Consider the following 21576-nt stretch of genomic DNA (forward strand, 5'->3'; position numbering starts at 1 on the left):
AAAGTAGGGTCTGAAAATGGGGCTGGAACGGCACTCAGATTACGGAGGGAGGCGGGCAATCACAACGACGCTTATGGGGATGAAGACAGGATTTTTGGCATGATTAACCAATAAATCATATCTTTGCATGCAATCATGCCAAAAAATAAAAACCGGAGCGGGTTTGCTCCGGTTTTTCTGTCAGATCGTGCAGATCGTGCCTGCGGGACTAGATGACCCCCAGCTCCCGCAGCCGCTCCATCAGGTAGCTGTGGGCGGTGTGACGCTCGGAGAGTACCACGTCCGGCCGCGGATGGAGGAACAGCGGCAGGGAGATGCGCGACTTGCTGGCACTGCCGCCGGTCGGGTTGATGACGCGGTGGGTAGTGGAGGGGTAATAGCCACGGGAGGCCTCCTGCAGCATGTCACCAATGTTGATGATGAGGGTGCCAAAATCGCACGGCACGTCCATCCACTCGCCGTCGGAACCCTTCACCTGCAGGCCAGGCTCGTTGGCAGCGGGCAGTATGGTCAGCAGGTTGATGTCCTCGTGGGCGGCGGCGCGGATGGCGCCCGGCTCCTCGGTGCCGTCAAACGGCGGATAGTGCAGCACCCGCAGCAGGGTCTTCTGGCTCTCTTCGGTCATCGAGGAGAGCGGGCAGCTGTAGTGGGTAGCGATGTCGGCCGGTGTGTATTGCTCGACCCAGCCCAACAGCTCGGCGGCCAGGTTGTTGGCGAGGGCATAATACTCCATCGCCTGCTCTTTCAGCTCTGCCGGCATCTGGCCCCAGGGGTAGATGTGGAAGTACTCCTTGATGTCTTTCTGGCTGTGGCCCTTGGCCACCTCTGAGACTGACGGCGGGAAATAGCCGTCCTGGGTCTCGCGATTGAACAGAAAATCCTGTTTCTGCTCGCTCATGAAGAAGCGATACCAGTTGTCATAGATGGACTGCACCAGTTCTTTCGGGATGGGGTGGTTGGTCAGTACCCCGAAGCCGGTGGTTCGCAGGGATTCGGTAAAGCGCTGCGCCGCATCGGGCGAGCGGTAATCGACGGTCAGGACTTTCATTATTTTTGTTACGCGCCAGTTAAAAGATGGCGCAGTGTACCCCGCACGATGCGCCAAGGAAAGCGGGCCGCGAGCCCGGTTCAGGTAAGCCGTAAATAGTGATAAAAAAGTCAAAAAAAGGTATCCGTCAGAACCCGCCTCCATCCCTTGTCCCAACCCGGCATCCTCACTAGAATGCCAGCCACTGTCTTTTCCGGAGCCCTCTCATGTCCCCCAAGATCCTGTTGTTGACCCTGCCCTTGCTGCTCGCCGGTTGCAGCTCGCTGTCGGAAGAGGAGTGCCGTTCCATGAGCTGGTACAACCTGGGGCATCAGGATGGAGAGCAGGGCAAGAGCCGTCAGCAGGCGCGGGACTATGTTGCCACCTGTGGCGAATATGGCCTCAGGGTGGATGAGGGCGAGTGGCTGCGGGGTTACAACAAGGGGCTGGAGCTTTACTGCATTCCGGAGCTCGCCTACAGCAAGGGCAAGTCTGGCATCGCCTATCAGGGGGTATGTCCCAACGATGCCAGCTTCCTGCAGCAGTATCAGCGCGGTTATCAGGAATATCAGCTGGAAACCCGCCTGAGTGAAATTCGCAACGAGCTGGCCCGCAGCGAGCGGGAGATCGATCAGCTTGAGCGCAGCATCCGCAGCGAAAAGGATACCCAGCAGCGGCAGTACTACCGTGACAAGCGCTATCGCGCCATTCGTCATTACGAATCCCTGCGCCGTGAATATGATCGACTGCGCTTTCCGGATCGGGTGATCCAGTTCTCCTTCGGAGGCTGAACCGGTCCGGCAAGACCGGCCCAGCACCTGGTCAGGAGAGTACCCAGCGCTGCAGCGCCAGGGCGATACCGTCCTCGTTGTGATCTGCGGTGACCCGATCCGCTGCCGTCTGGATCTGTGACGCCGCATTGCCCATGGCAACCGCCAGCCCAACTTGCTCGAACATGCTGAGATCGTTGTTGTTGTCGCCGAAGGCCACCACGTTTTCCATCGCGATCCCCTCACTCTCGGCCCACTGGGCCAGCCGGTTGCCCTTGCTGCAACCCGGTTGCACCAGCTCTACCGCGTAGGGGGCGGCCCAGTCACGGGTAAAGGGCATGGCATCCACCACATCGCTCATGAAGGCGTGCAGGCGAGCCGGATCCTGGTTGAACAGCTCCAGCTTCCAAATTGGCTGCGCCAGCCAGCTTGCCGGATCGTCTGCCGGCAACAGAGAGACCTTGAGATGTTCCGGTTGCCGGGTCGACCAGTGGCGGATCCGGGTAACGTGCTCCTCGCAGCCAAGAAAGCCAATGCCTTCGCTTAAGTGAAACAGGGCCCCCATCGCCTGGGCCTCAATCTGTCCCAGTAGCTGGTCAAGGGGGGCGATCGCCAGGGGATCGCCATCCAGGATCCGATCCTGCTCCGGATCGTATAGGTAGGCGCCGTTGCTGCAGATGATGGGGGTATCGAGAGCGAGTTCGTGATGGAAGGGGCGTGCCGTCATGAAGTGGCGTCCCGTCACCAGCAGCACCTTGATGCCCCGGGTACGAGCCTGATCAAGAGCCGCCCGGGTAGCAGACGAGATCCTGTGATCCCGGGTCAGCAGGGTGCCATCCATATCAAGAGCAATGGCCTGAAAATTACTCATATCATCTCCAGCAATGTCGGTCCGGGCGAGGTGCCATACCATCTCGCGGCGAATGGGGTTGTCCGTGTCGGTTATTGGTTCATTCCGGATCCGGCATCAGACACGGGACAAGGCTTCTACCCTCCCAAACCCGACGTGCGGATGCAAGCCCTGACAGGGAGCCGGACGGAAATCTGTGATCTGACGGCAGTGCAGACTCTTTATCTTTACTTCCTCACTCCGCCTGCACTTCGAGCTGGTTCGGGGCCGCTGCCACTGGTTGTCGCCGATCGGCCCGTCTGCGCAGGCCATAGAAACCGGCAGCACATAGCACACCGCAGAGGGCGGCCAGATAGAAGGGCCATTCAGTGCCTGCCAGCAGCACCAGACTGCCAACCACGACCGCCAGTATCTCGCTGCCTACCGCCAGGCCGCGGTAAATGCCCATCGCCTGCCCCTGTTGTTCGGCATGGCTGCGGTTGGAGATGGCTACCGAGGTCGCCAGCTCTCCGAGGCTCATGCCGATGCCGGCGGGGATAAAGGTCAGCGCCAGTCCCCACCAGTGGGTCGGCAGCACGAACATCAGCATGCCTGTCGCCATCACCAGGTGGCCGACAATCCCCAGACTGCTGCCACGCCAATGGCGGGCGAGGCGGGAACCCAGCCAGGAGCCCAGCATCATGGGCACGCTCACCAGTACGGCAGCTTGCGCCAGCTGTACCGGATCCCAGGCCAGCCGCTCCACCAACCAGACGTTGAAGTAGGTGAAATAGAGCTGCACGGCGCCATAGCTGAGCAGGGTCAGCACGAAGTAGGGCAGCAGGGTGGGTTGCAACAGCAACTCACGGGAAGAGAGGGAGGGGGCCTGCTGGCGAGTGGCTGCCGGTGTCTGGTGGGGGAGCAGCCAGTACGCCAGCAGCAGGTTGATGGCGGTCATGGCTACCGCCAGCCAGGCGGCCAGGCTGTAATCCCCTGAAATCACGGCGGCGTAACCGCCTATCATGGGGCCCAGTACCCAGCCCAGATTCATGCCGATGTTGATCCAGGCGAAGCTGCGCGCCTTGGTCTTGGTGGTGCTCATGTCCGCCGCCATTGCCTGGACGATGGCGATATTGCCGTTGAAGAAGCCTTCCACAATCCGGCTCAGCAGCAACAGTGGCAGGGAACGCCAGGCGATCCCCAGCGCCATCAGGGCATACCCCGCCAGCACGCCGATCAGGCAGAGTGTCAACACCGGCTTGCGGCCGTGGCGATCCGACTGTTTGCCCAGCCAGGGGGAGCCTACCAACTGAAACAGCGGATAGAGCCCCATGATGACGCCGAGCCACACCTTGCGGCTCCAGTCCGACGTATCCGGCGTCAGCATGCCCTGCGCCGGATCCAGCAGCAGCGGCGCCAGCACGGGTGACGGCAGGCTGAAACCCGCCACCGCCAGTGTCACCGTCATCACCAATACCCAGAGAGTTGCCTGTCCTTTGCGTGCTTCCATGTCAGCCTCATTAAATAAAGTTATTGGTTTATTTATGTTGGGTGAGAAGTGACATTAAGTAAAGTGAATAGTTGATTTAAAAAATCACACTTCCCATAATGAGCCCATGGACACCTGCACCGGCAAGCTCCTGCTCAAGGAGCCATAGCTCCCCCGCAGCCTACTTGTCGATAACCCAGAGTCGATAGCGAGAGTCACTCAATGAATGCCAGTACCGACAAGATCCTGTTCCTGCTCAAATCCCATGGTCCCCAGAGTGCCGCCGCACTGGGAGAGCAGTTGCAGATGACCTCCATGGGCGCCCGTCAGCATCTGATGGCGCTGGAGGCTGAAGGCTGGGTGGGGTTTAGCGACGAGGCTCGCGGTCGCGGCCGTCCGGTGCGGCTGTGGCACCTGACCGAGCAGGCCTGGCAACGCTTCCCCGATACCCACAGCGACCTGACCCTGCAGCTTATTGACAATATCCAGCAGCTGTTTGGCGAGGTTGGCATGGAGCGGCTTATCCTGCAGCGGGAGCAGCAACAGCTGGCTCGTTATCAGGCGCATCTGACCCAGGCCGGGCTGGCCGACAGGTTGAGTGCATTAAAGGCTCTTCGCACACGTGAAGGCTATATGGCGGATATGCGTCAGGAGGAGGATGGCAGCTGGCTGTTGTGGGAGAGCCACTGCCCCATCTGCGCCGCCGCCCGGGCCTGTCGGGGATTTTGTCGCAGTGAATTGGAGATGTTTCGCCAGCTGCTGGCGCCGGCCGAGGTCGAACGGGAGCAATACTTGCTGGACGGGGATCATCGTTGCCTCTACCGGATCCGGCCGGCAAAGCCCTGATGCAGGAAGCCAGAAACAACAAAGCAGGCGCCGGGATGCCTGCTTTGTTGCCTTCGGGGAGGGGATGCTCTCGTTCCAGCCCGTCTGTTCCCGATAAGGTCGGACGGCTGATGGGGCTCTTGACCCGGTAAGGTCCTTCACCGCAGAGACCTGGTTGGGCATCTGCTTTACCACCGGAAGATGTAACCATGGTATCCCTCCCGGGCCGGTGAGTGGTTGCAAAGTGAGCAGTTATTTCGGTTGTTTTTGCAATAGTTCACCCTTAATCTAGAAAAAGTGGATTAGTCATTGCAACGAGGATGGGGGAATGCTGAAACTTGATCGCATAGACAGACATATTCTTGAGCTGATGCAGGAGAACGGCCGCATCAGCAATCTGGAACTGGCCGAGCTGGTTGGCCTCTCACCTTCCCCCTGTTCCCGCCGGGTCAAGGCACTGGAAGATGCCGGCCTCATCGACACCCACGTTACTCTGCTCAACGCCCGCCAACTGGGTCTGACCCTCACCGCCTACATTCACATCTCCATGGACAGGCATACGCCGGAGCGGTTCGAGAATTTTGACCGGGCCATCAGTGAGCTGCCAGAGGTGCTCGAGTGTGACCTCATCACAGGCAACGATGCCGACTATCAGCTCAAGGTGGTAGTGCGTGACATGGAGCACTACCAGCACTTCCTGCTGGACAAGCTGACCCATATTCCGGGGGTGACCGGAGTGCGTTCCAGCTTCGTGCTGCGCCGCATCAAGCACAAGACGGCGCTGCCGCTTAACCATTTGGGCTAAGTTCCTCACTCTGCGCCGGGTGGAAGAGGTGACTCCTTTACTCGGCCATCTCTGCCTCATGCGGATCGTCTTGTGGCTGTTGATAACCCGCATGGTGCATTTTCCCTTCCTCTTTCCCATGTCCTTCCAAGATGATGAAATGTATCGATTGGCTACATGCAGTCAGCATATCTGACACATCTGGCCACAATTGGTCGAACTTTCCCCATACAATTCCCCCTTGTTCGTGGCATCATATTCAATTGACTGCACTTATCGAGTGCGAACAAGAAGCCGCAATGTCATCTGATAAGGAAATACCATGTTGAAAACTGTACGCCCCCTGCTGTTGCCCCTGATGTTTGGCTTGATGACCCTGCCTGCCATGGCCGGTGATCTGGAACAGCCCATGAAGAAGATCGGCTTCAATTACAAGCAGGCCGTCAAGGCGGAAGATCCCGCCACCATGGAGAAGTACATCAACGAGATGAAGGCCCAGCTGGATGTGGCCAAGCAGAAGAACATGCCTGCAGCCAAGAAAGAGAAGTTCCTCGAAGGCATGAACGAGGTGCAAGCCGAGCTGGATGCCAGCCTGGTTGCGCTCAAGGCCGGTGATGAGAGCAAGGCGCGTGAGCATCTGGCCAAGGTCAACGACCTGAAGAAGGAGTACCACAAATATGCCAAGCAAAAAGGGTGAGCCTTTTCGCTGGGATGGGGTGGTCCGCCTGACTCATTGGGGGTTGGCGGCGATCTGCATCGGCAACCTCTGGTTTAATGAGGCGGGAGAGGAGTGGCACGAGTGGCTTGGTTATGGCTCGATTGCCCTCGTCGCCTTGCGGTTGTTATGGGGAGTGACATGGGCCAGGGGATATGCCCGTCTCGATGCCTTGCTCCCCAGCCGTGCGGACTTTCGCCAGCAAGCGGAAGAGATGTGTGAGCGTCAGCCTCCAGCGCCGGGTCATCACGGTACCGGCAAGCTGGCGGTGTGGGCTTTCTGGCTGCTGGTGTTGGCGACAGCAGGAACGGGCTGGTTTCAGAATACCGAGACGGGTTTCGAGCTGGGAGCCGATGATTGGCACGAGTGGTGTACCTGGGCGCTGCAAGGGCTGATAGCCCTGCATCTGCTAGCCATCCTGTTCACCTCATGGCGTCAACGCAGCAATCTGGTCAGACGGATGTTGCCTGGGCGGGATCGCCTACCATCCGGACAGAGCGAAAACGCATAAACCAGAATTCTATTTCAGTGTGAAGCCTTGCATCGTGTTGCCAGCCCAAGACCCGCCCATGGCGGGTCTTTTTGTATCTGGTGCGCAGCGTTTCATGGTCTGGGCTGAATGCAAAAAGGCCGCTCCTGATGAGCGGCCTTTTTCAATTTGGTGGCCCCTGGGGGACTTGAACCCACGACCAATCGATTATGAGTCGACTGCTCTGACCAACTGAGCTAAGGGGCCAAATTGTGCGTTTAGCGGCGTGGATTATAGGGGAAGTACAAAGGGCAGTCCATAGGCAGATCAACCACTTGGCGACTAATTATCCTGCTGTGATGATGAAAGGGGTTATGTTTGGGCCGGGCTGGAGCCAGCTAAAACAAAGCCCCGCATGGCGGGGCTTTTGAGACAGCAATAAAGGGCGCATGCCTTTGGACTATTCGTCCAGGAAGCTGCGCAGCACTTCGGAGCGGCTAGGGTGACGCAGTTTGCGCAAAGCTTTGGCTTCGATCTGACGGATACGCTCACGGGTAACGTCGAACTGCTTGCCCACTTCCTCGAGCGTGTGGTCAGTGTTCATGTCGATACCGAAGCGCATGCGCAGTACCTTGGCCTCGCGGGCGGTCAGACCGGCCAGCACTTCGCGGGTTGCGTTGCGCAGGCTTTCGCTGGTCGCGGCATCGGCCGGCAGCGCAAGGGTGGTATCTTCGATGAAGTCGCCCAAGTGGGAATCTTCATCATCACCGATGGGCGTCTCCATGGAGATGGGCTCTTTGGCGATTTTCAGTACCTTGCGGATCTTGTCTTCCGGCATGCCCATACGCATGGCCAGCTCTTCCGGATTCGGTTCACGACCCATCTCCTGCAGCATCTGGCGGGAGATTCGGTTGAGCTTGTTGATGGTCTCGATCATGTGCACCGGGATACGGATGGTACGAGCCTGATCCGCGATGGAGCGGGTAATGGCCTGACGGATCCACCAGGTGGCATAGGTTGAGAACTTGTAGCCACGACGGTATTCAAACTTGTCTACCGCCTTCATCAAACCGATGTTGCCCTCCTGGATCAGATCCAGGAACTGCAGGCCACGGTTGGTGTATTTCTTGGCGATGGAGATAACCAGACGCAAGTTGGCTTCGACCATCTCTTTCTTGGCGCGGCGGGCCTTGGCCTCACCGATGCTCATGCGACGGTTGATGTCCTTGATCTGAGCTATTGACAGACCGGTTTCTTCCTCAATCTGCTGCAGCTTGCCGATGGCACGCTGGACATCTTCGTCCATTTCGACCAGACGGGGGGACCAGGCCTTGCCAGCTTGCTTCTGGTATTCAAACCAGGCAGTTTCGCACTCGTTGTTGGTGAAGGCCGCGACGAAGGTTTTCTTCGGCATCTTGGCCTGTTCAACGCAGAGTTTCATGATGATGCGTTCCTGCACGCGTACGCGCTCCATCATCTCGCGCATGTTGTTGACCAGGCGATCGAACTGCTTGGGCATCAGGCGGAATTGGCGGAATACATCGGCCAGCAGGGCGATGGCTGCCTGGGTATCGTCGTGCGCGCGGCCATTCTTTTGAATGGAGAGACGAGTCACTTCATATTGAGCACGCAGTTCGGCAAATTTCTCGCGAGCGACTTCCGGATCCGGGCCACCGTCACCGTCATCGTCCGAGCTGTCGCCGTCTTCGTCTTCGTCCTCATCTTCTTCATCTTCGTCGGCGAGATCGTCTTCGCCGAGTTCGGAGCCGATATGAGTAGCGGTCGGTGCCATATCTTCCGCTTCGTTGGGATCGATAAAGCCGGAGATGATGTCGGAGAGGCGCAGCTGCTCGGCTTCATACTTATCGTACTGTTCGAGCAGATAGGTTATTGCTTCCGGGTACTCGGCCACGGAGCTTTGTACCTGGTTGATACCATCTTCGATCCGCTTGGCGATGTCGATTTCGCCTTCACGGGTCAACAGTTCGACGGTACCCATTTCCCGCATGTACATGCGGACAGGATCGGTCGTACGGCCGATCTCGGATTCAACAGATGCCAGAGCCTGGGCCGCTGCTTCGGCAGCGTCCTCATCGGCGGTACCACCTTCAGCCATGATAAGGTCATCGGCATCCGGAGCGTTTTCAACGACTTGAATGCCCATATCGTTGATCATCTGGATGATGTCTTCGATCTGGTCTGAATCGACGATGTCTTGCGGGAGGTGATCGTTCACCTCGGCATAAGTCAGGTAGCCCTGTTCTTTACCTTTGGCAACGAGGAGTTTAAGCTGAGACTGCGGGGTTTGCTCCATAGAACTCATCCGGTTGGTGTTGCTAGGTTGCGCTTACAGTGCGCTGCTGCGCAAATAGCCAATTCTAATAGAAAACCGCCAGACATGCTATGTCTGGTTGCGGCGTCGGTCATGAGAAACCCCTGCCCGCAGTATTGTCGGGGCCAGGCGGTTATAAAATTTTTGCTTTTTATCCCGTCGATTCGGGCAACGTTATCCATATTGGGACTAATCACTCAAATATCAAGCCCCGCTCTCATTTCTTTTCTCAATTTGTACTTCTCTGATCAACATCATCAGCTCTTGAGTCTCTTCTGCGCTTAGGCCTTCCTGTGCCACCTTGGCTTGCAATTCCTCGATCCGCTGTTTCAAGAACAGATTGATGAAGCCGACAAAGGTGTCCTGCAATTCTCCGAGAATATCCGGCTCCTGATCGAGTTTGATCTCTTCAAACAGATCGTGCATGGCCAGTTGCGCCAGGATTTCCCCTTCCTTGGTGCCGCGCCAGTGTTCCAGCAGAATGCCCGTGGTGATCCCCGGTTGGGTCAGGATCTGCTGGTGCAGTTGCAGCAGGAACTTGATGCCCTGTAAGCGCAATCCTGCCAGCTCCGGCATAGCTGGCAGCTCGGCAGTGATCGCGGGATACTGCACCATCAGGGCCAGCGCCCGGCGCAGCGGTGTCAGCTTGGCAGCCTTGGGCTTGTTAACCTCGGCCTTGGGCTGGCTGTTACGGGCAAACAGTTCGGCGATGCGCTGTTTGTTTTCCCCCCAGCGCATCATGCTGGAGAGGCGAGTGATCAATCCCTCGCGGGTAAATCCTTCCGGCACTCGGCGGATCAGCTCGGCGGCCTTGTTGGCCACTTCGAACTTGCCTGCTTCACCCGAGAGTGCGGCATCGCGCCCGAGACGCTCGAACATGAAGTCGGCAAAGGGTTGTGCTTGGTCGAGCAGAGCCTCGAACCCTTCTTTGCCGATCTGACGCACCAGGGAATCGGGATCCTCGCCGTCCGGCAGAAACACGAACTTGAGCTCGCGGCCATCCTGCAGATGGGGGAGGGCGTTATCCAGTGCTCGCCAGGCGGCTTCTCGTCCTGCATTGTCACCGTCGTAGCAGCAGACCACTTCGGCAGTAGTGCGAAACAGGGTGTGGATATGGTCGCTGGTCGTTGCCGTGCCCAGGGCGGCCACCGCATAGTCGATGTCGTACTGGCCCAAGGCCACCACATCCATATAGCCTTCCACCACCAAGATCCGGCGAGGATCCTTGTGCGCCTGTTTTACCTCATAGAGACCGAACAACTCCCGTCCTTTGTGGAAGATGGGGGTTTCCGGCGAGTTGAGGTATTTGGGCGTACCATCACCCAGTACCCGGCCACCGAAGCCGATGACACGACCCCGCTTGTCACGGATCGGGAACATGATGCGATCGCGGAAGCGATCATAGCTGCCGGGGCCGCTATCGCGCGGGATCAGCATGCCACCGGAGATGAGCAATTGCTCGTGATCCCGGCTGGCTCCAAAACGGCGCCTGACCTGATCCCAGTCACCCGGGGCATAGCCTATGTTGAAGCGCTTGACTACTTCGCCAGTCAGACCCCGGCCTTTCAGATACTCCACCGCCTGTGGCGCGCTCTTGAGATTGCTCTCGTAGAAGCGGGCGATCTGGTTCATCAGCTCGAAGAGATCCTTGCTGACTGCTGGCTGGTTGCTGCTAGCGCCTCCGGCGTTCTGCTCACGCGGGACCTGCATGCCATGCAGGCTGGCCAACTCTTCGATGGCATCGGGGAATTCAAGGCCGTCATACTCCATGACAAAGCCGATGGCATTGCCGTGGGCGCCACAGCCGAAGCAGTGATAGAACTGTTTCTCTTGGCTGACGGTAAACGAGGGACTTTTTTCGTTATGAAAGGGGCAGCAAGCCTGGTAATTCTTACCGGCTTTTTTCAGCCGCACACGGGAGTCGATCAGCTCGACAATATCTGTGCGTACGAGCAGATCATCGATAAAGGATTGAGGGATCCTGCCTGCCATAACCGTCCTGTTTCATTGCGGAAAAAATAAAAAAGCCGCGCATTCCCAAGGAAGCACGGCTTCTTCGACTAAACAAGAGAGTTGCCTGTTACGCCAAGCGGGTTTTCACCTGAGCACTGACGGCGCCGATATCGGCACGCCCCTGAATGTTAGGCTTCAAAACAGCCATGACCTTGCCCATGTCGGCCATGACGGCAGCACCGCTTTGCGCGATGGCTTGCTCGATCAGGACTGCGATTTCATCTGCGGTCAGCTGTTGTGGCAGGAACTCCTGCAGCACAACGATCTCTGCGGACTCTTTGTCGGCGAGATCCTGGCGACCGGCAGCTTCAAACTGGCTGATGGCATCACGGCGCTGTTTGACCATTTTGGTCACGACGGCGAGGATATCTTCATCAGTGAGTTCGACACGGGTGTCAACTTCACGCTGCTTGATTTCTGCCATCAACAAACGGATAGCACCCAGCCGTTGCTTGTCTTTGGCAAGCATGGCGAGTTTTTGCTGATCCTTGAGTTGATCCTTCAGAGACACGGCACAGTCCCCTGATTAGTACAGGCGGATACGACGTGCGTTTTCGCGAGACAGCTTCTTGGCGTGACGCTTAACGGCAGACGCTTTGGCGCGCTTACGAATGGTAGTCGGCTTCTCGTAGAACTCACGGCTACGAACTTCGGACAGGATACCGGCTTTTTCGCAAGAACGCTTGAAGCGACGCAGAGCAACGTCAAACGGCTCATTTTCACGGACTTTGATTACTGGCATGTGCCTTTCACCTCAGTGATAAATTGTTAGCTGACCTTCAATCGATCAGCATCTCTTAAAATGGTGCGAAATTATACTCTGGACAGGGAATGAAAGTAAACCCGCAGAGATCGCTCTGGTTTAAAAAACCCGCGAAGGTTACCATAGCCGTCTCATTTTAGCAGTGAAATTTTTTAGCAATGCGTGTATTGGGCATAGAGACATCCTGTGACGAAACCGGGATCGCGATCTTCGACGATCAAAAAGGGATCCTTTCCCACCAGTTATACAGCCAGGTCAAGCTGCATGCGGACTACGGTGGCGTCGTCCCCGAGTTGGCCAGCCGGGATCATGTTCGCAAGACGATCCCTTTGATCCAGGCCGCATTGCAAGAGGCGGGACTGGGTCAAGATGACATCGACGGCATCGCCTACACAGCGGGCCCGGGTCTGGTCGGCGCCATTCTGGTCGGGGCCACCATTGGCCGTTCGTTGGCCATGGCGTGGAACAAGCCGGCCATCGCCGTGCATCATATGGAAGGACATCTGCTGGCCCCCATGCTGGAAGAGCGTGCGCCCGAGTTTCCCTTCGTTGCGCTGCTGGTCTCCGGCGGCCACTCCATGCTGGTGCGGGTCGATGGCATCGGCAGCTACCAGCTGCTCGGTGAATCCATAGACGATGCGGCAGGCGAGGCGTTTGACAAGACCGCCAAGCTGATGGGGCTGGATTATCCGGGCGGCCCGTTGCTCTCCCGTCTTGCTGAGAAGGGGACCAAGGGGCGCTTCCATTTCCCGCGTCCCATGACCGATCGCCCCGGACTCGACATGAGTTTCTCCGGTCTCAAGACCTTTGCCGCCAACACCATTGCTGCCAATGGGGATGACGAGCAGACTCGTGCTGATATCGCCAGAGCCTTTGAAGATGCCGTTGTCGATACCCTGGCCATCAAGTGTCGTCGCGCCTTGCAGGAGACCGGTCTCAATCGCCTCGTGGTGGCCGGTGGTGTCAGTGCCAACCGTCACCTGCGGGCCCAGCTTGCCGAGCTGATGGAGAGCCTTAAGGGCGAAGTCTTCTATCCGCGTACCGAATACTGTACTGACAACGGCGCCATGATTGCTTACGCCGGTATGCAGCGTCTGAAGGCCGGTGTGTTCGAGCCTCTGGTGGTCAAGGCTGTGCCGCGCTGGCCGCTGGATACTCTGGATCCGGTCTGATCCGCAGGATCCGGCATATCGAAGGGGTGGGTAATGGTGTACAAGCGCTTTGCCCTTTCGATGCCGCAGACCCCCTGTCAGAGGCCCGGATAGGCAGATGATGAGGCCGTGTGCGCGATAGTCTTGCCGAATCATCCGGCGCAGGCTTGGTTTGAGCGTGATATAAATAAAAAATCCCCGCCAATTGGCGGGGATTTTTGTTGGTGGCAAGCAACCGGATTAGATCATGATGCCGCCGAAGAAGAAGCCCAGCGCCACGGCCATGGCGATGGTGGCCACACCCGGGATGAAGAAGGGGTGGTTGAATACGGCCTTGCCGATACGGGTGGAGCCGGTATCGTCCATCTCGACCGCGGCCAGCAGGGTCGGGTAGGTCGGCAGTACGAACAGGGCGCTTACGGCCGCGAAAGAGGCGATAGCAGTCAGCGGGCTGACGCCCAGGGCCAGGGCGGCCGGCATCAGGGCCTTGGTGGTGGCACCCTGTGAATAAAGCAGCATGGCGGCGAAGAACAGCACCACGGCCAGCAACCAGGAGTATTGGTTCAGCAGGTCACCAGCGATGAGCTGGATGGTGTCCATATTGCCTTTCACGAAGACGTTACCCAGCCAGGCCACACCCAGTACGCAGATACAGGCGGACATACCGGACTTGAAGGTCGGCATGTTGGTCACCTGGGTCACGTCCAGTTTGCACACCAGAGTCATGATGGTGGCTGCGGCCAGCATGATGCCCATGATGGCGCCGTCGCGGGGGATCGGCGGGTTGGTGATCAGGCCCACTTTGCCGGAGATGGCAGTGGCGTAAGCCATGACGGCGACGATGGCGGCGATGAAGATCCAGACGGACAGTTTGGCATAAGGCTTGATTTCAAGCTGGGTAGCGCCACGCAGCTTGATGAGGCCCTTGGCCTTGCGCTCCAGATAGACTTCGTCCTGATCCAGCGGCTTGCCCAGCATATTGGCGACGAAGGCACCCAGGATACAGGCGATGAAGGTGGACGGGATGCAGATGGCCAGCAGAGTCAGATAGTCAACGCCAAGCGGTTCCAGCATGCCGGAGAAGGCAACCACGGCCGCGGAGATTGGCGAGGCTGTGATGGCGATCTGGGATGCAACGACCGCGATGGAGAGCGGACGGGAGGGGCGGATGCCCTGCTCCTTGGCCACTTCGGCGATCACCGGCAGGGTGGAAAACGCGGTGTGACCGGTACCGGCCAGCATGGTCATCAGGTAGGTGACGACCGGAGCGGCGAAGGTGATGTATTTGGGGTTTTTGCGCAGTGCTTTTTCAGCCAGGTGTACCAGGTAGTCCATCCCGCCGGCCAACTGCATGCAGGCAATGGCACAGATGACGGACGCGATGATCATGATCACGTCCCAGGGGATGTAGGATACCAGCTGATCGCTCGGGATCTGTACACCCAGACCCCAGGTCAGGACCAGTACACCCAGACCACCGGCGAAGCCGATGCCGATGCTGCCTATCCGGGCCCCCAGATAGATAGCGGCGAGTACGACAAGTAACTCGATTCCAATCATAGCGATAACTCCATTTTTAGTTTTTTGGTTTTTCTTTGGCAAAAGCCAATTCCCGATGGGACTGGGTGAGGCCGATCGGGAACTGACTTTAAATGGGCCGGGAAGATCCCGGCCCATGCTCGCTTATACGGTGGTTTCGCGGGTGAAACGCTTGGCCTTGTATTGCGGGTTCATCAGGTTCTCGATGGAGAGGATTTCATCCAGCTGCTCGGCGCTCAGCAGACCACGCTCCAGTACGACTTCGCGTACATTCTTGCCGGTCTGGGCGCAGATCTTGCCGACGATGTCGCCTTCGTGGTGGCCGATGAAGGGGTTCAGGTAAGTCACGATACCGATGGAGTTCAGCACGTGGTTCATGCAGATTTCCGGGTTGGCAGTGATACCTTCCACACACTTCTCGCGCAGGGAGATACAAGCTTTTTCCATCAGGCTCAGGGATTCGAACATTGCCTGACCGATCACCGGCTCCATGACGTTCAGCTGCAGCTGGCCAGCTTCGGCGGCGAAGGTGATGGTGATGTCGTTACCGAATACCTTGAAGCAGGATTGGTTGACTACTTCCGGGATAACCGGGTTGACCTTGGCCGGCATGATGGAGGAACCAGCCTGCATTTCCGGCAAGTTGATCTCTTTCAGTGCAGTACGCGGGCCGGAGGAGAGCAGACGCAGGTCATTACAGATCTTGGACAGCTTCATGGCCAGACGCTTGATGGCGCCGTGCAGCATGACGTAGGCGCCGCAGTCGGAAGTAGCTTCGATCAGATCTTCTGCCGGGACGTAGGCACGACCGGTGATCTCTGCCAGACGCTGAATGGCCAGCTTGGAGTACTCGGGCGGAGTGTTCAGACCGGTACCGATGGCGGTGGCGCCCAGGTTCACTTCCAGCAGCAACTCCTGGCAGCGTTTGATGGATTTAATCTCTTCGCGCAGGGTAACGGCGAAGGCGTGGAACTCCTGACCCAGGGTCATGGGCACGGCGTCTTGCAGTTGGGTACGACCCATCTTCAGGACTTTCTTGAACTCTTCAGCCTTGGCATCAAAGGCGGCGATCAGGTGCTCCAGGGCATGCAGGGTTACGTCGGTGCTGTTGACCACGGCGACGCGGAAACCGGTCGGGTAGGCATCGTTGGTGGACTGGCACTTGTTGACGTGATCGTTGGGGTTGATGACGTCGTAGCGGCCTTTCTCCAGACCCATCAGTTCGAGGGCGATGTTGGCCAGGACTTCGTTGGTGTTCATGTTGACGGAGGTACCCGCACCACCCTGATAAACATCGACCGGGAACTGGTCGAAGCATTTGCCGGTGTTCAGCATCAGGTCACAGGCTTCCACGATCTTGTCTGCAATTTCAGGACGGATGGTACCCAGCTCGCCGTTTGCCATGGCGGCCGCTTTCTTGGTCAGCACCATGCCGCGTACGAATTCCGGAACGTCAGAAATCTTCTGAGAGCTGATCTTGAAGTTCTCGACGGCGCGCAGGGTATGTACGCCGTAGTACATGTCGTTGGAAACTTCTTTGGTGCCCAGCAGGTCTTCTTCAATGCGGACGTTCTTGATGTCGCTCATTGTAATGCCTCAGAAATCAGATAAATGGAAAAAACCTCACCGAGTGGTCGCGAGTTCCTTGCGCACAGCTCATCCTGAAGCACCACACATCGAGTGGGGCGGTGGGGAGGATAACCTCCCGAATTACTGAAGAACATACTACTCCAATTGAGGTATCAATTATTAGAGATGGATCACTAATCTTTAGACATTTTCAAATTGCGTTGATGAAAGTACACATCTGTTGTGGCACATCTATCGCGCTGATTTTTATCAATTTAAAGACTGGATTGCTGATTTTTTATGGCGTAGGTGATTTGGGGCTCAATGGCGAGACTTGAAAAAGCCTGAACTGGCCCCATTTAATCCAGGTAGAAAGTTGCGACAATGCCGACAGCAATCGGGCATTGCTCCGCCGTGCGGAGCGGCTTTCTCCCAATTTACCGAGCGTGGAGTTGATATGGGCAAGTTGTTTCTGTTGTTGGTGGGGCTGGTGGTACTGGAACTCACCGTGATGATCGAGGTTGGCGCCGTCATTGGTGCGTTGCCAACCGTCGGCTTGCTCATACTGACGGCAGTATTGGGCTCCTCCCTGGTGCGTAGCGAAGGGCTCAAGACCCTGTTCAGCGCCCAGCAAAAGATGCAGCAGGGCGAAATGCCGGGGCGCGAAGTGATGGGCGGCATGATGCTGGCGCTGGCCGGTCTGTTGCTGATCATCCCTGGGTTTGTCACCGACTTTTTCGGTATCCTGCTGCTGCAACCCTGGCTGCGCAACAAGTTGGCCGACAAACTGATTGGCAGCAACCAGTTCCGGATGCAGATGGGTGGGTTCCAGGGTTCGCAACCGCCATTCGGTCAGGCCCCCTCTTCTGATGAACAGCCGGGACAGAATCATCGCGGTGGCACCACCATCGAAGGTGAATTCGAGCGCAAGGAGTAAGTCTCGCAGCAGGAGACGTTGTGCGTCAGGGATTGCCCAGATGGCACAACGCCTCAAAGCGGTGGCGGGCATACCACCAGGCCAGTGAACCCGCCAGCAGGTTGGCCAGCAGTATTCCAAGATAGATCCCCTGTTCCCCCCCCAGCTTTGCCCCCAGCCAGGCCCCTGGCAACAAGAAGACAAACAGCCGCAGACCGTTGAATAGGAACGAAATACTGGATGCCCTTACGCCATTCAAGGCGGACGCCAGCAACATCACCATTCCCTGAAAGCCGTAACCGATGGGGACCAGATGCAGATAAAGGATGATGAGGCGCACCACTTGCGGATGATCGCTGAACAGCTTGGCAATCAGGGGCGCCAGCAGCCAGGTCAGGCCGTAAACGGCGAACTGGAACAGCAGGGCAAATCGCATGCAACTTTGTAGCGCCATCCTGGCTCTGGCCGGATTGCCTGCCCCGCAGTTTTGTGAAATGAAGGGGGCGAGCACCGAGGAGAGCGCCATCATCACGATTAGTAGCAAGGCCTCGACCCGTGACGCAGCACCGTAGGCGGCCACCACTTCGGTGCCCAGACCCGCAAAGATGGTCATCAACACGGCATTGGCCAAGGGATTGAGCATATTGGTAAAGGAGGCCGGCACGGCCACATGAAGCAGGGCCCGCCAGTGGGCGAGCAATCTGGGGCGAGCAGAGAGACGCCACAACAGTAACCCTTCCCGGTGACGCAATATATAGAAGCTAACCAGCATGGCCATCATCCAGGAGAGGGAGGTGGCGATGGCCGCGCCCCGGATCCCCCACTCGGGGAAGGGACCAATGCCGAAGATGAGCAGGGGATCCAGCACCCCGTTGACCAGTCCTGCGACCGTCATCACCAGGCTGGGGGTCTTGGTATCCCCGGTAGCCCGGATGGCGGCGTTGCCCACCATGGGCAGTACCAGCATGGGAACCGTCAGGTACCAGATCAGCATGTAATCGTGGATCAGCGAAATCAGTTCGCGACTGGCGCCCAGCAGAGTGAAGAGGGGGTCTATGGTCAGGGCGCCGCCGATGGAGAGCAGACTCACCATGGTTACCGCCAGAAACAGGCTGTCGGTGGTGATGCGTGCCGCCTCTTCATGCTTGCCTTGTCCCAGGGTATGGCCGATCACGGCGGACAATCCGGCCCCGAGCCCCATGGCCAGCGAGGTAACCACGAAAGTTACCGGAAAGGTAAAGCTGATCGCCGCCAGCGCCTGGGTGCCCAGCATGCCAATAAAGAAGGTATCGATCAGGTTGAAGGCCAGAATGGCGACGATGCCGAGGATCATGGGCCCCGTCATCCGGCGCAGTACGACTGGGGCGGGCGCTGTCAGCATGGGGTTGGTGTGGGTCAAGGGCTCGTCTCTACATCTGGCGTTGACGGTTCTGACATGAAAGAGACGGGTTGGCCGGTCCGTTCCATGGTGAGGGCACCGATGAACAATCGAAGGTGCTCATAGTACGTGAAAAAATTTTTTTTGTATTTGCCCTTGAAGGGTTAACAACTCTGCCCCACATCAGGGACATACCTGATTTGGCCCGGAACGGCCATTCCTCAAAGCAACAATGAGACTCATTTTGGGAGAGTTATCGATGAAAATTCGTCCACTGCACGACCGCGTCATTATCAAGCGCATCGAAGCTGAAGCCAAATCCGCCGGCGGTATCGTGTTGACTGGTACTGCGGCTCAGAAGTCCACCCGTGGTGAAGTGCTTGCCGTAGGGACTGGCCGGATCCTGGATAATGGCGATGTCAAAGCGCTGGCCGTCAAGGTCGGTGACAAGGTGATCTTCAACGAAGGTTACGGCGTGAAGACCGAGAAGCTGGATGGCCAGGAGGTACTGATCCTGTCCGAAACCGACATCCTGGCGATTGTCGAAGAGTAATCCATCCTCACTTTTCCCCGAATTGATTTAAGGATTGAAGAAAAATGGCAGCTAAAGACGTTAAGTTTGGTAACGAAGCCCGCATCAAGATGCTGGAAGGCGTAAACATCCTGGCCGATGCCGTCAAGGTCACCCTGGGCCCGAAAGGTCGCAACGTGGTGCTGGACAAGTCCTTCGGCGCTCCGACCATCACCAAGGACGGCGTCTCCGTGGCTCGTGAGATCGAGCTGGAAGACAAGTTCATGAACATGGGCGCCCAGATGGTCAAGGAAGTTGCCTCCAAGGCCAACGATGCTGCCGGTGACGGTACCACTACTGCGACCGTACTGGCCCAGGCCATTGTCAACGAAGGTCTGAAGGCCGTTGCCGCCGGCATGAACCCGATGGATCTGAAGCGTGGTATCGACAAAGCCGTCGTTGCCGCCGTTGCCGAGCTGCAGGCACTGTCCCAGCCGTGCGCTGATGGCAATGCCATCGCTCAGGTAGGTACCATCTCTGCCAACTCCGACGAGAAAGTAGGCAAGCTGATTGCCGAAGCCATGGACAAAGTGGGCCGTGACGGTGTCATCACCGTTGAAGACGGTCAGGGCCTGGAAGACGAGCTGGCAGTGGTTGAAGGTATGCAGTTTGACCGCGGCTACCTGTCCCCTTACTTCATCAACAAGCAAGAGACTGGTTCCGTCGAGCTGGACGATCCCTTCATCCTGCTGGTTGACAAGAAAGTCTCCAACATCCGTGAAATGCTGCCGGTGCTGGAAGGCGTGGCCAAGGCAGGCAAACCCCTTCTGATCATCGCCGAAGACGTCGAAGGCGAAGCGCTGGCGACCCTGGTGGTCAACACCATGCGTGGCATCGTGAAAGTGGCTGCCGTCAAGGCGCCGGGCTTCGGTGACCGTCGCAAGGCCATGCTGCAGGATATCGCCGTACTGACCGGTGGTACCGTGATCTCCGAGGAAGTGGGCATGGAGCTGGAAAAAGCGTCCCTGGAAGATCTGGGCCGTGCCAAGCGCATCGTCATCACCAAAGAGAACACCACCATCATCGATGGTGTGGGTGATGCGAGCGTGATCGAGGGCCGCGTTGCCCAGATCCGCCAGCAGATCGAAGAGACCTCTTCCGACTACGATCGTGAGAAGCTGCAAGAGCGCGTAGCCAAGCTGGCTGGCGGTGTTGCCGTGATCAAGGTTGGCGCAGCCACCGAAGTCGAGATGAAAGAGAAGAAGGCCCGCGTTGAAGATGCCCTGCACGCGACTCGCGCTGCTGTGGAAGAAGGCGTGGTTGCCGGTGGTGGTGTGGCGCTGGTTCGCGTTGCGACCAAGCTGGCCGATCTGCGCGGTGACAACGAAGACCAGAACGTGGGTATCAAGGTTGCCTTGCGCGCCATGGAAGCCCCGCTGCGTCAGATCGTCATCAACGCCGGCGAAGAAGCATCCGTCATTGCCAATGCCGTCAAGAATGGCGAAGGCAACTTCGGTTACAACGCTTACTCCGAGCAGTATGGCGACATGCTGGCCATGGGTATCCTGGATCCGACCAAGGTAACCCGTTCTGCCCTGCAGTTTGCCTCCTCCATCGCCGGTCTGATGATCACCACCGAGTGCATGGTCACCGAACTGCCGAAGAAAGATGCTCCTGCCATGCCTGACATGGGCGGCATGGGTGGCATGGGCATGATGTAATCATTGCTCCCTGTCTGTTTGAGAACGGCTCGCCCAAGGCGGGCCGTTTTTTTATCTACGGCTAAACTGAGTCTGTCTGGATAACAACAAGAGCGAGGTTGATATGAAATTATTGGGATGGATCCCTGTGCTGTATGCGCTGCTTGCACTCCCCGTCGCCGTGGCCGAGCCCCTCTCCGGTCCCGTGATCCTGAGCGTGAGTGGTAATATCAAGTCGGCCGAAGATGTGGGGGGCAAGGTGCAGTTTGATTTGACCAGGCTCCAGGCATTGCCGCAGCACGAGATAGTGACGGGGAATCCATGGGTTGATAAACCGCACACCTATCGTGGTCCCAAGCTTTCTGATGTGTTGGCTGCGGTTGGTGCGGATGGCGACAACATTACCCTGACGGCGTTGAATAGCTATCAAATAGGTATCGAATGGAGCAAAGTGGCCAAGTATGATCCCATACTTGCATGGGAAGATGATGGGGTCGTGATGCGGGTGCGTGACAAGGGGCCCCTCTGGTTCATGCTGCCTCTGGATCAGTATCCCGAGCTGAAACGCTCCGAATATACCGATATGATGATCTGGCAGCTTGGTTCCATCGACATACAACACTGACAGCTGACGCGACAGGAGAAGGGGTGAAAGGAAAGACCAGGGCCTGGCCATTGCTCGTTATTCTGTACATTTCCATCCTGTCGTTTACCGGGAGTACCCTCTACAGCCTGATGCAGATCCAGAATGCGACGAGGGCGATGGAAAAGTATACCTACGATGTCTCCTGGGCCC

21 protein-coding genes and 1 tRNA gene (1 of these 22 only partly in view) are annotated in these 21576 nt (G+C 57.6%); 11 read left to right on the forward strand and 11 right to left on the reverse strand.

The genetic code is table 11. From position 1 onward, the window contains the following. Positions 1-208: 208 nt before the first annotated feature. Entirely contained in the window at positions 209-1048 is an 840-nt protein-coding gene (locus MRK42_RS03450; protein ID WP_042073400.1) for a 2OG-Fe(II) oxygenase family protein, read from the reverse strand. Between the two features lie 206 nt (positions 1049-1254). Between MRK42_RS03450 and MRK42_RS03455 the strand changes: the two genes are divergently transcribed. Next, positions 1255-1818, forward strand: coding sequence for a DUF2799 domain-containing protein (locus tag MRK42_RS03455; protein WP_042073401.1), 564 nt, complete (start codon positions 1255-1257; stop codon positions 1816-1818). A 31-nt stretch (positions 1819-1849) separates the two neighbouring features. On the opposite strand, the gene MRK42_RS03460 is transcribed toward MRK42_RS03455, so the two are convergent. After that, positions 1850-2668: a Cof-type HAD-IIB family hydrolase gene (locus tag MRK42_RS03460; RefSeq protein ID WP_042073403.1), complete on the reverse strand. Its 819-nt coding sequence runs from the start codon at positions 2666-2668 to the stop codon at positions 1850-1852. Between the two features lie 214 nt (positions 2669-2882). After that, positions 2883-4136, reverse strand: a complete 1254-nt coding sequence (locus MRK42_RS03465; protein ID WP_042073404.1) for an MFS transporter — start codon at positions 4134-4136, stop codon at positions 2883-2885. A gap of 201 nt (positions 4137-4337) precedes the next feature. Between MRK42_RS03465 and MRK42_RS03470 the strand changes: the two genes are divergently transcribed. The 4 genes from MRK42_RS03470 (at position 4338) to MRK42_RS03485 (ending at position 6950) form a co-directional block, all read left to right on the forward strand. Next, complete coding sequence (locus MRK42_RS03470) at positions 4338-4961, forward strand: metalloregulator ArsR/SmtB family transcription factor (protein WP_042073406.1); 624 nt, start codon at positions 4338-4340, stop codon at positions 4959-4961. A 307-nt stretch (positions 4962-5268) separates the two neighbouring features. Continuing rightward, positions 5269-5745, forward strand: a complete 477-nt coding sequence (locus MRK42_RS03475) for an Lrp/AsnC family transcriptional regulator (RefSeq protein WP_005304871.1) — start codon at positions 5269-5271, stop codon at positions 5743-5745. 301 nt (positions 5746-6046) lie between these two features. Further along, a complete protein-coding gene (locus tag MRK42_RS03480) occupies positions 6047-6421 on the forward strand; it encodes a cytochrome b562 (RefSeq protein WP_026456188.1) in 375 nt (124 codons plus the stop codon). Next, positions 6402-6950 (forward strand): cytochrome b/b6 domain-containing protein, encoded by a 549-nt coding sequence (locus MRK42_RS03485; RefSeq protein WP_042073408.1) that lies wholly within the window; start codon positions 6402-6404, stop codon positions 6948-6950. Before MRK42_RS03480 ends, MRK42_RS03485 begins: the two co-directional genes overlap by 20 nt. Positions 6951-7098: 148 nt before the next feature. Here MRK42_RS03485 and MRK42_RS03490 read toward each other — a convergent pair. The 5 genes from MRK42_RS03490 to rpsU form a co-directional block, all read right to left on the reverse strand. Continuing rightward, positions 7099-7175: transfer RNA gene (locus tag MRK42_RS03490), tRNA-Ile, on the reverse strand. Between the two features lie 193 nt (positions 7176-7368). Further along, complete coding sequence (rpoD, locus tag MRK42_RS03495) at positions 7369-9222, reverse strand: RNA polymerase sigma factor RpoD (protein ID WP_042026583.1); 1854 nt, start codon at positions 9220-9222, stop codon at positions 7369-7371. 222 nt (positions 9223-9444) lie between these two features. Beyond that, positions 9445-11232 (reverse strand): DNA primase, encoded by a 1788-nt coding sequence (dnaG, locus tag MRK42_RS03500; protein WP_338611767.1) that lies wholly within the window; start codon positions 11230-11232, stop codon positions 9445-9447. Between the two features lie 88 nt (positions 11233-11320). Continuing rightward, positions 11321-11764 carry a GatB/YqeY domain-containing protein gene (locus MRK42_RS03505; RefSeq protein ID WP_026456185.1) on the reverse strand — a complete coding sequence of 148 codons (444 nt, stop codon included), beginning with the start codon at positions 11762-11764 and terminating at the stop codon, positions 11321-11323. 15 nt (positions 11765-11779) lie between these two features. Further along, entirely contained in the window at positions 11780-11995 is a 216-nt protein-coding gene (gene rpsU / locus MRK42_RS03510; protein ID WP_005309452.1) for a 30S ribosomal protein S21, read from the reverse strand. 179 nt (positions 11996-12174) lie between these two features. Here rpsU and tsaD point away from each other — a divergent pair, with 179 nt between their 5' ends. Next, on the forward strand, positions 12175-13188 hold the full coding sequence (gene tsaD, locus MRK42_RS03515) for a tRNA (adenosine(37)-N6)-threonylcarbamoyltransferase complex transferase subunit TsaD (protein ID WP_042026580.1): 1014 nt from the start codon (positions 12175-12177) through the stop codon (positions 13186-13188). 219 nt (positions 13189-13407) lie between these two features. Here the strand turns inward: tsaD and MRK42_RS03520 are convergent, their stop codons facing one another. Together MRK42_RS03520 and aspA are read right to left on the reverse strand one after the other, a co-directional pair. Then, positions 13408-14727: an anaerobic C4-dicarboxylate transporter gene (locus MRK42_RS03520; RefSeq protein ID WP_201941797.1), complete on the reverse strand. Its 1320-nt coding sequence runs from the start codon at positions 14725-14727 to the stop codon at positions 13408-13410. A 123-nt stretch (positions 14728-14850) separates the two neighbouring features. Further along, positions 14851-16293 (reverse strand): aspartate ammonia-lyase, encoded by a 1443-nt coding sequence (aspA, locus tag MRK42_RS03525; RefSeq protein ID WP_026457450.1) that lies wholly within the window; start codon positions 16291-16293, stop codon positions 14851-14853. A 439-nt stretch (positions 16294-16732) separates the two neighbouring features. On the opposite strand from aspA, the gene MRK42_RS03530 reads away from it, so the two are divergent. Beyond that, entirely contained in the window at positions 16733-17212 is a 480-nt protein-coding gene (locus MRK42_RS03530; RefSeq protein WP_026457449.1) for an FxsA family protein, read from the forward strand. Positions 17213-17237: 25 nt separating this feature from the next. Here MRK42_RS03530 and MRK42_RS03535 read toward each other — a convergent pair whose 3' ends face one another. Beyond that, on the reverse strand, positions 17238-18590 hold the full coding sequence (locus tag MRK42_RS03535; RefSeq protein ID WP_338611768.1) for an MATE family efflux transporter: 1353 nt from the start codon (positions 18588-18590) through the stop codon (positions 17238-17240). 238 nt (positions 18591-18828) lie between these two features. Between MRK42_RS03535 and MRK42_RS03540 the strand changes: the two genes are divergently transcribed. From MRK42_RS03540 to MRK42_RS03555, 4 genes are all read left to right on the forward strand, one after another. Next, positions 18829-19122, forward strand: a complete 294-nt coding sequence (locus MRK42_RS03540) for a co-chaperone GroES (protein WP_042026576.1) — start codon at positions 18829-18831, stop codon at positions 19120-19122. 44 nt (positions 19123-19166) lie between these two features. Next, positions 19167-20801 (forward strand): chaperonin GroEL, encoded by a 1635-nt coding sequence (gene groL, locus MRK42_RS03545; protein ID WP_026457381.1) that lies wholly within the window; start codon positions 19167-19169, stop codon positions 20799-20801. Between the two features lie 103 nt (positions 20802-20904). Continuing rightward, entirely contained in the window at positions 20905-21405 is a 501-nt protein-coding gene (locus tag MRK42_RS03550) for a molybdopterin-binding oxidoreductase (protein WP_042073414.1), read from the forward strand. Between the two features lie 23 nt (positions 21406-21428). Further along, on the forward strand, positions 21429-21576 hold the 5' portion of the coding sequence (locus tag MRK42_RS03555) for a bifunctional diguanylate cyclase/phosphodiesterase (protein WP_042073415.1). 1784 nt of this gene lie beyond the right edge of the window; 148 of the gene's 1932 nt are visible here — the first part of the coding sequence; its start codon is at positions 21429-21431; the stop codon falls past the right edge of the window.

The sequence above is a fragment of the Aeromonas sp. 19NY04SH05-1 genome, from assembly GCF_040581895.1.
In the GTDB taxonomy this organism is placed as follows: domain Bacteria; phylum Pseudomonadota; class Gammaproteobacteria; order Enterobacterales; family Aeromonadaceae; genus Aeromonas; species Aeromonas enteropelogenes.

What these genes read in the sequence shown, in the direction of transcription:
- MRK42_RS03450 (WP_042073400.1), bottom strand. Translation starts at nt 1,048, where the DNA reads ATGAAAGTCCTGACCGTCGATTACCGCTCGCCCGATGCGGCGCAGCGC.
- MRK42_RS03455 (WP_042073401.1), top strand. Translation starts at nt 1,255, where the DNA reads ATGTCCCCCAAGATCCTGTTGTTGACCCTGCCCTTGCTGCTCGCCGGT.
- MRK42_RS03460 (WP_042073403.1), bottom strand. Translation starts at nt 2,668, where the DNA reads ATGAGTAATTTTCAGGCCATTGCTCTTGATATGGATGGCACCCTGCTG.
- MRK42_RS03465 (WP_042073404.1), bottom strand. Translation starts at nt 4,136, where the DNA reads ATGGAAGCACGCAAAGGACAGGCAACTCTCTGGGTATTGGTGATGACG.
- MRK42_RS03470 (WP_042073406.1), top strand. Translation starts at nt 4,338, where the DNA reads ATGAATGCCAGTACCGACAAGATCCTGTTCCTGCTCAAATCCCATGGT.
- MRK42_RS03475 (WP_005304871.1), top strand. Translation starts at nt 5,269, where the DNA reads ATGCTGAAACTTGATCGCATAGACAGACATATTCTTGAGCTGATGCAG.
- MRK42_RS03480 (WP_026456188.1), top strand. Translation starts at nt 6,047, where the DNA reads ATGTTGAAAACTGTACGCCCCCTGCTGTTGCCCCTGATGTTTGGCTTG.
- MRK42_RS03485 (WP_042073408.1), top strand. Translation starts at nt 6,402, where the DNA reads ATGCCAAGCAAAAAGGGTGAGCCTTTTCGCTGGGATGGGGTGGTCCGC.
- rpoD (WP_042026583.1), bottom strand. Translation starts at nt 9,222, where the DNA reads ATGGAGCAAACCCCGCAGTCTCAGCTTAAACTCCTCGTTGCCAAAGGT.
- dnaG (WP_338611767.1), bottom strand. Translation starts at nt 11,232, where the DNA reads ATGGCAGGCAGGATCCCTCAATCCTTTATCGATGATCTGCTCGTACGC.
- rpsU (WP_005309452.1), bottom strand. Translation starts at nt 11,995, where the DNA reads ATGCCAGTAATCAAAGTCCGTGAAAATGAGCCGTTTGACGTTGCTCTG.
- tsaD (WP_042026580.1), top strand. Translation starts at nt 12,175, where the DNA reads ATGCGTGTATTGGGCATAGAGACATCCTGTGACGAAACCGGGATCGCG.
- MRK42_RS03520 (WP_201941797.1), bottom strand. Translation starts at nt 14,727, where the DNA reads ATGATTGGAATCGAGTTACTTGTCGTACTCGCCGCTATCTATCTGGGG.
- aspA (WP_026457450.1), bottom strand. Translation starts at nt 16,293, where the DNA reads ATGAGCGACATCAAGAACGTCCGCATTGAAGAAGACCTGCTGGGCACC.
- MRK42_RS03530 (WP_026457449.1), top strand. Translation starts at nt 16,733, where the DNA reads ATGGGCAAGTTGTTTCTGTTGTTGGTGGGGCTGGTGGTACTGGAACTC.
- MRK42_RS03540 (WP_042026576.1), top strand. Translation starts at nt 18,829, where the DNA reads ATGAAAATTCGTCCACTGCACGACCGCGTCATTATCAAGCGCATCGAA.
- groL (WP_026457381.1), top strand. Translation starts at nt 19,167, where the DNA reads ATGGCAGCTAAAGACGTTAAGTTTGGTAACGAAGCCCGCATCAAGATG.
- MRK42_RS03550 (WP_042073414.1), top strand. Translation starts at nt 20,905, where the DNA reads ATGAAATTATTGGGATGGATCCCTGTGCTGTATGCGCTGCTTGCACTC.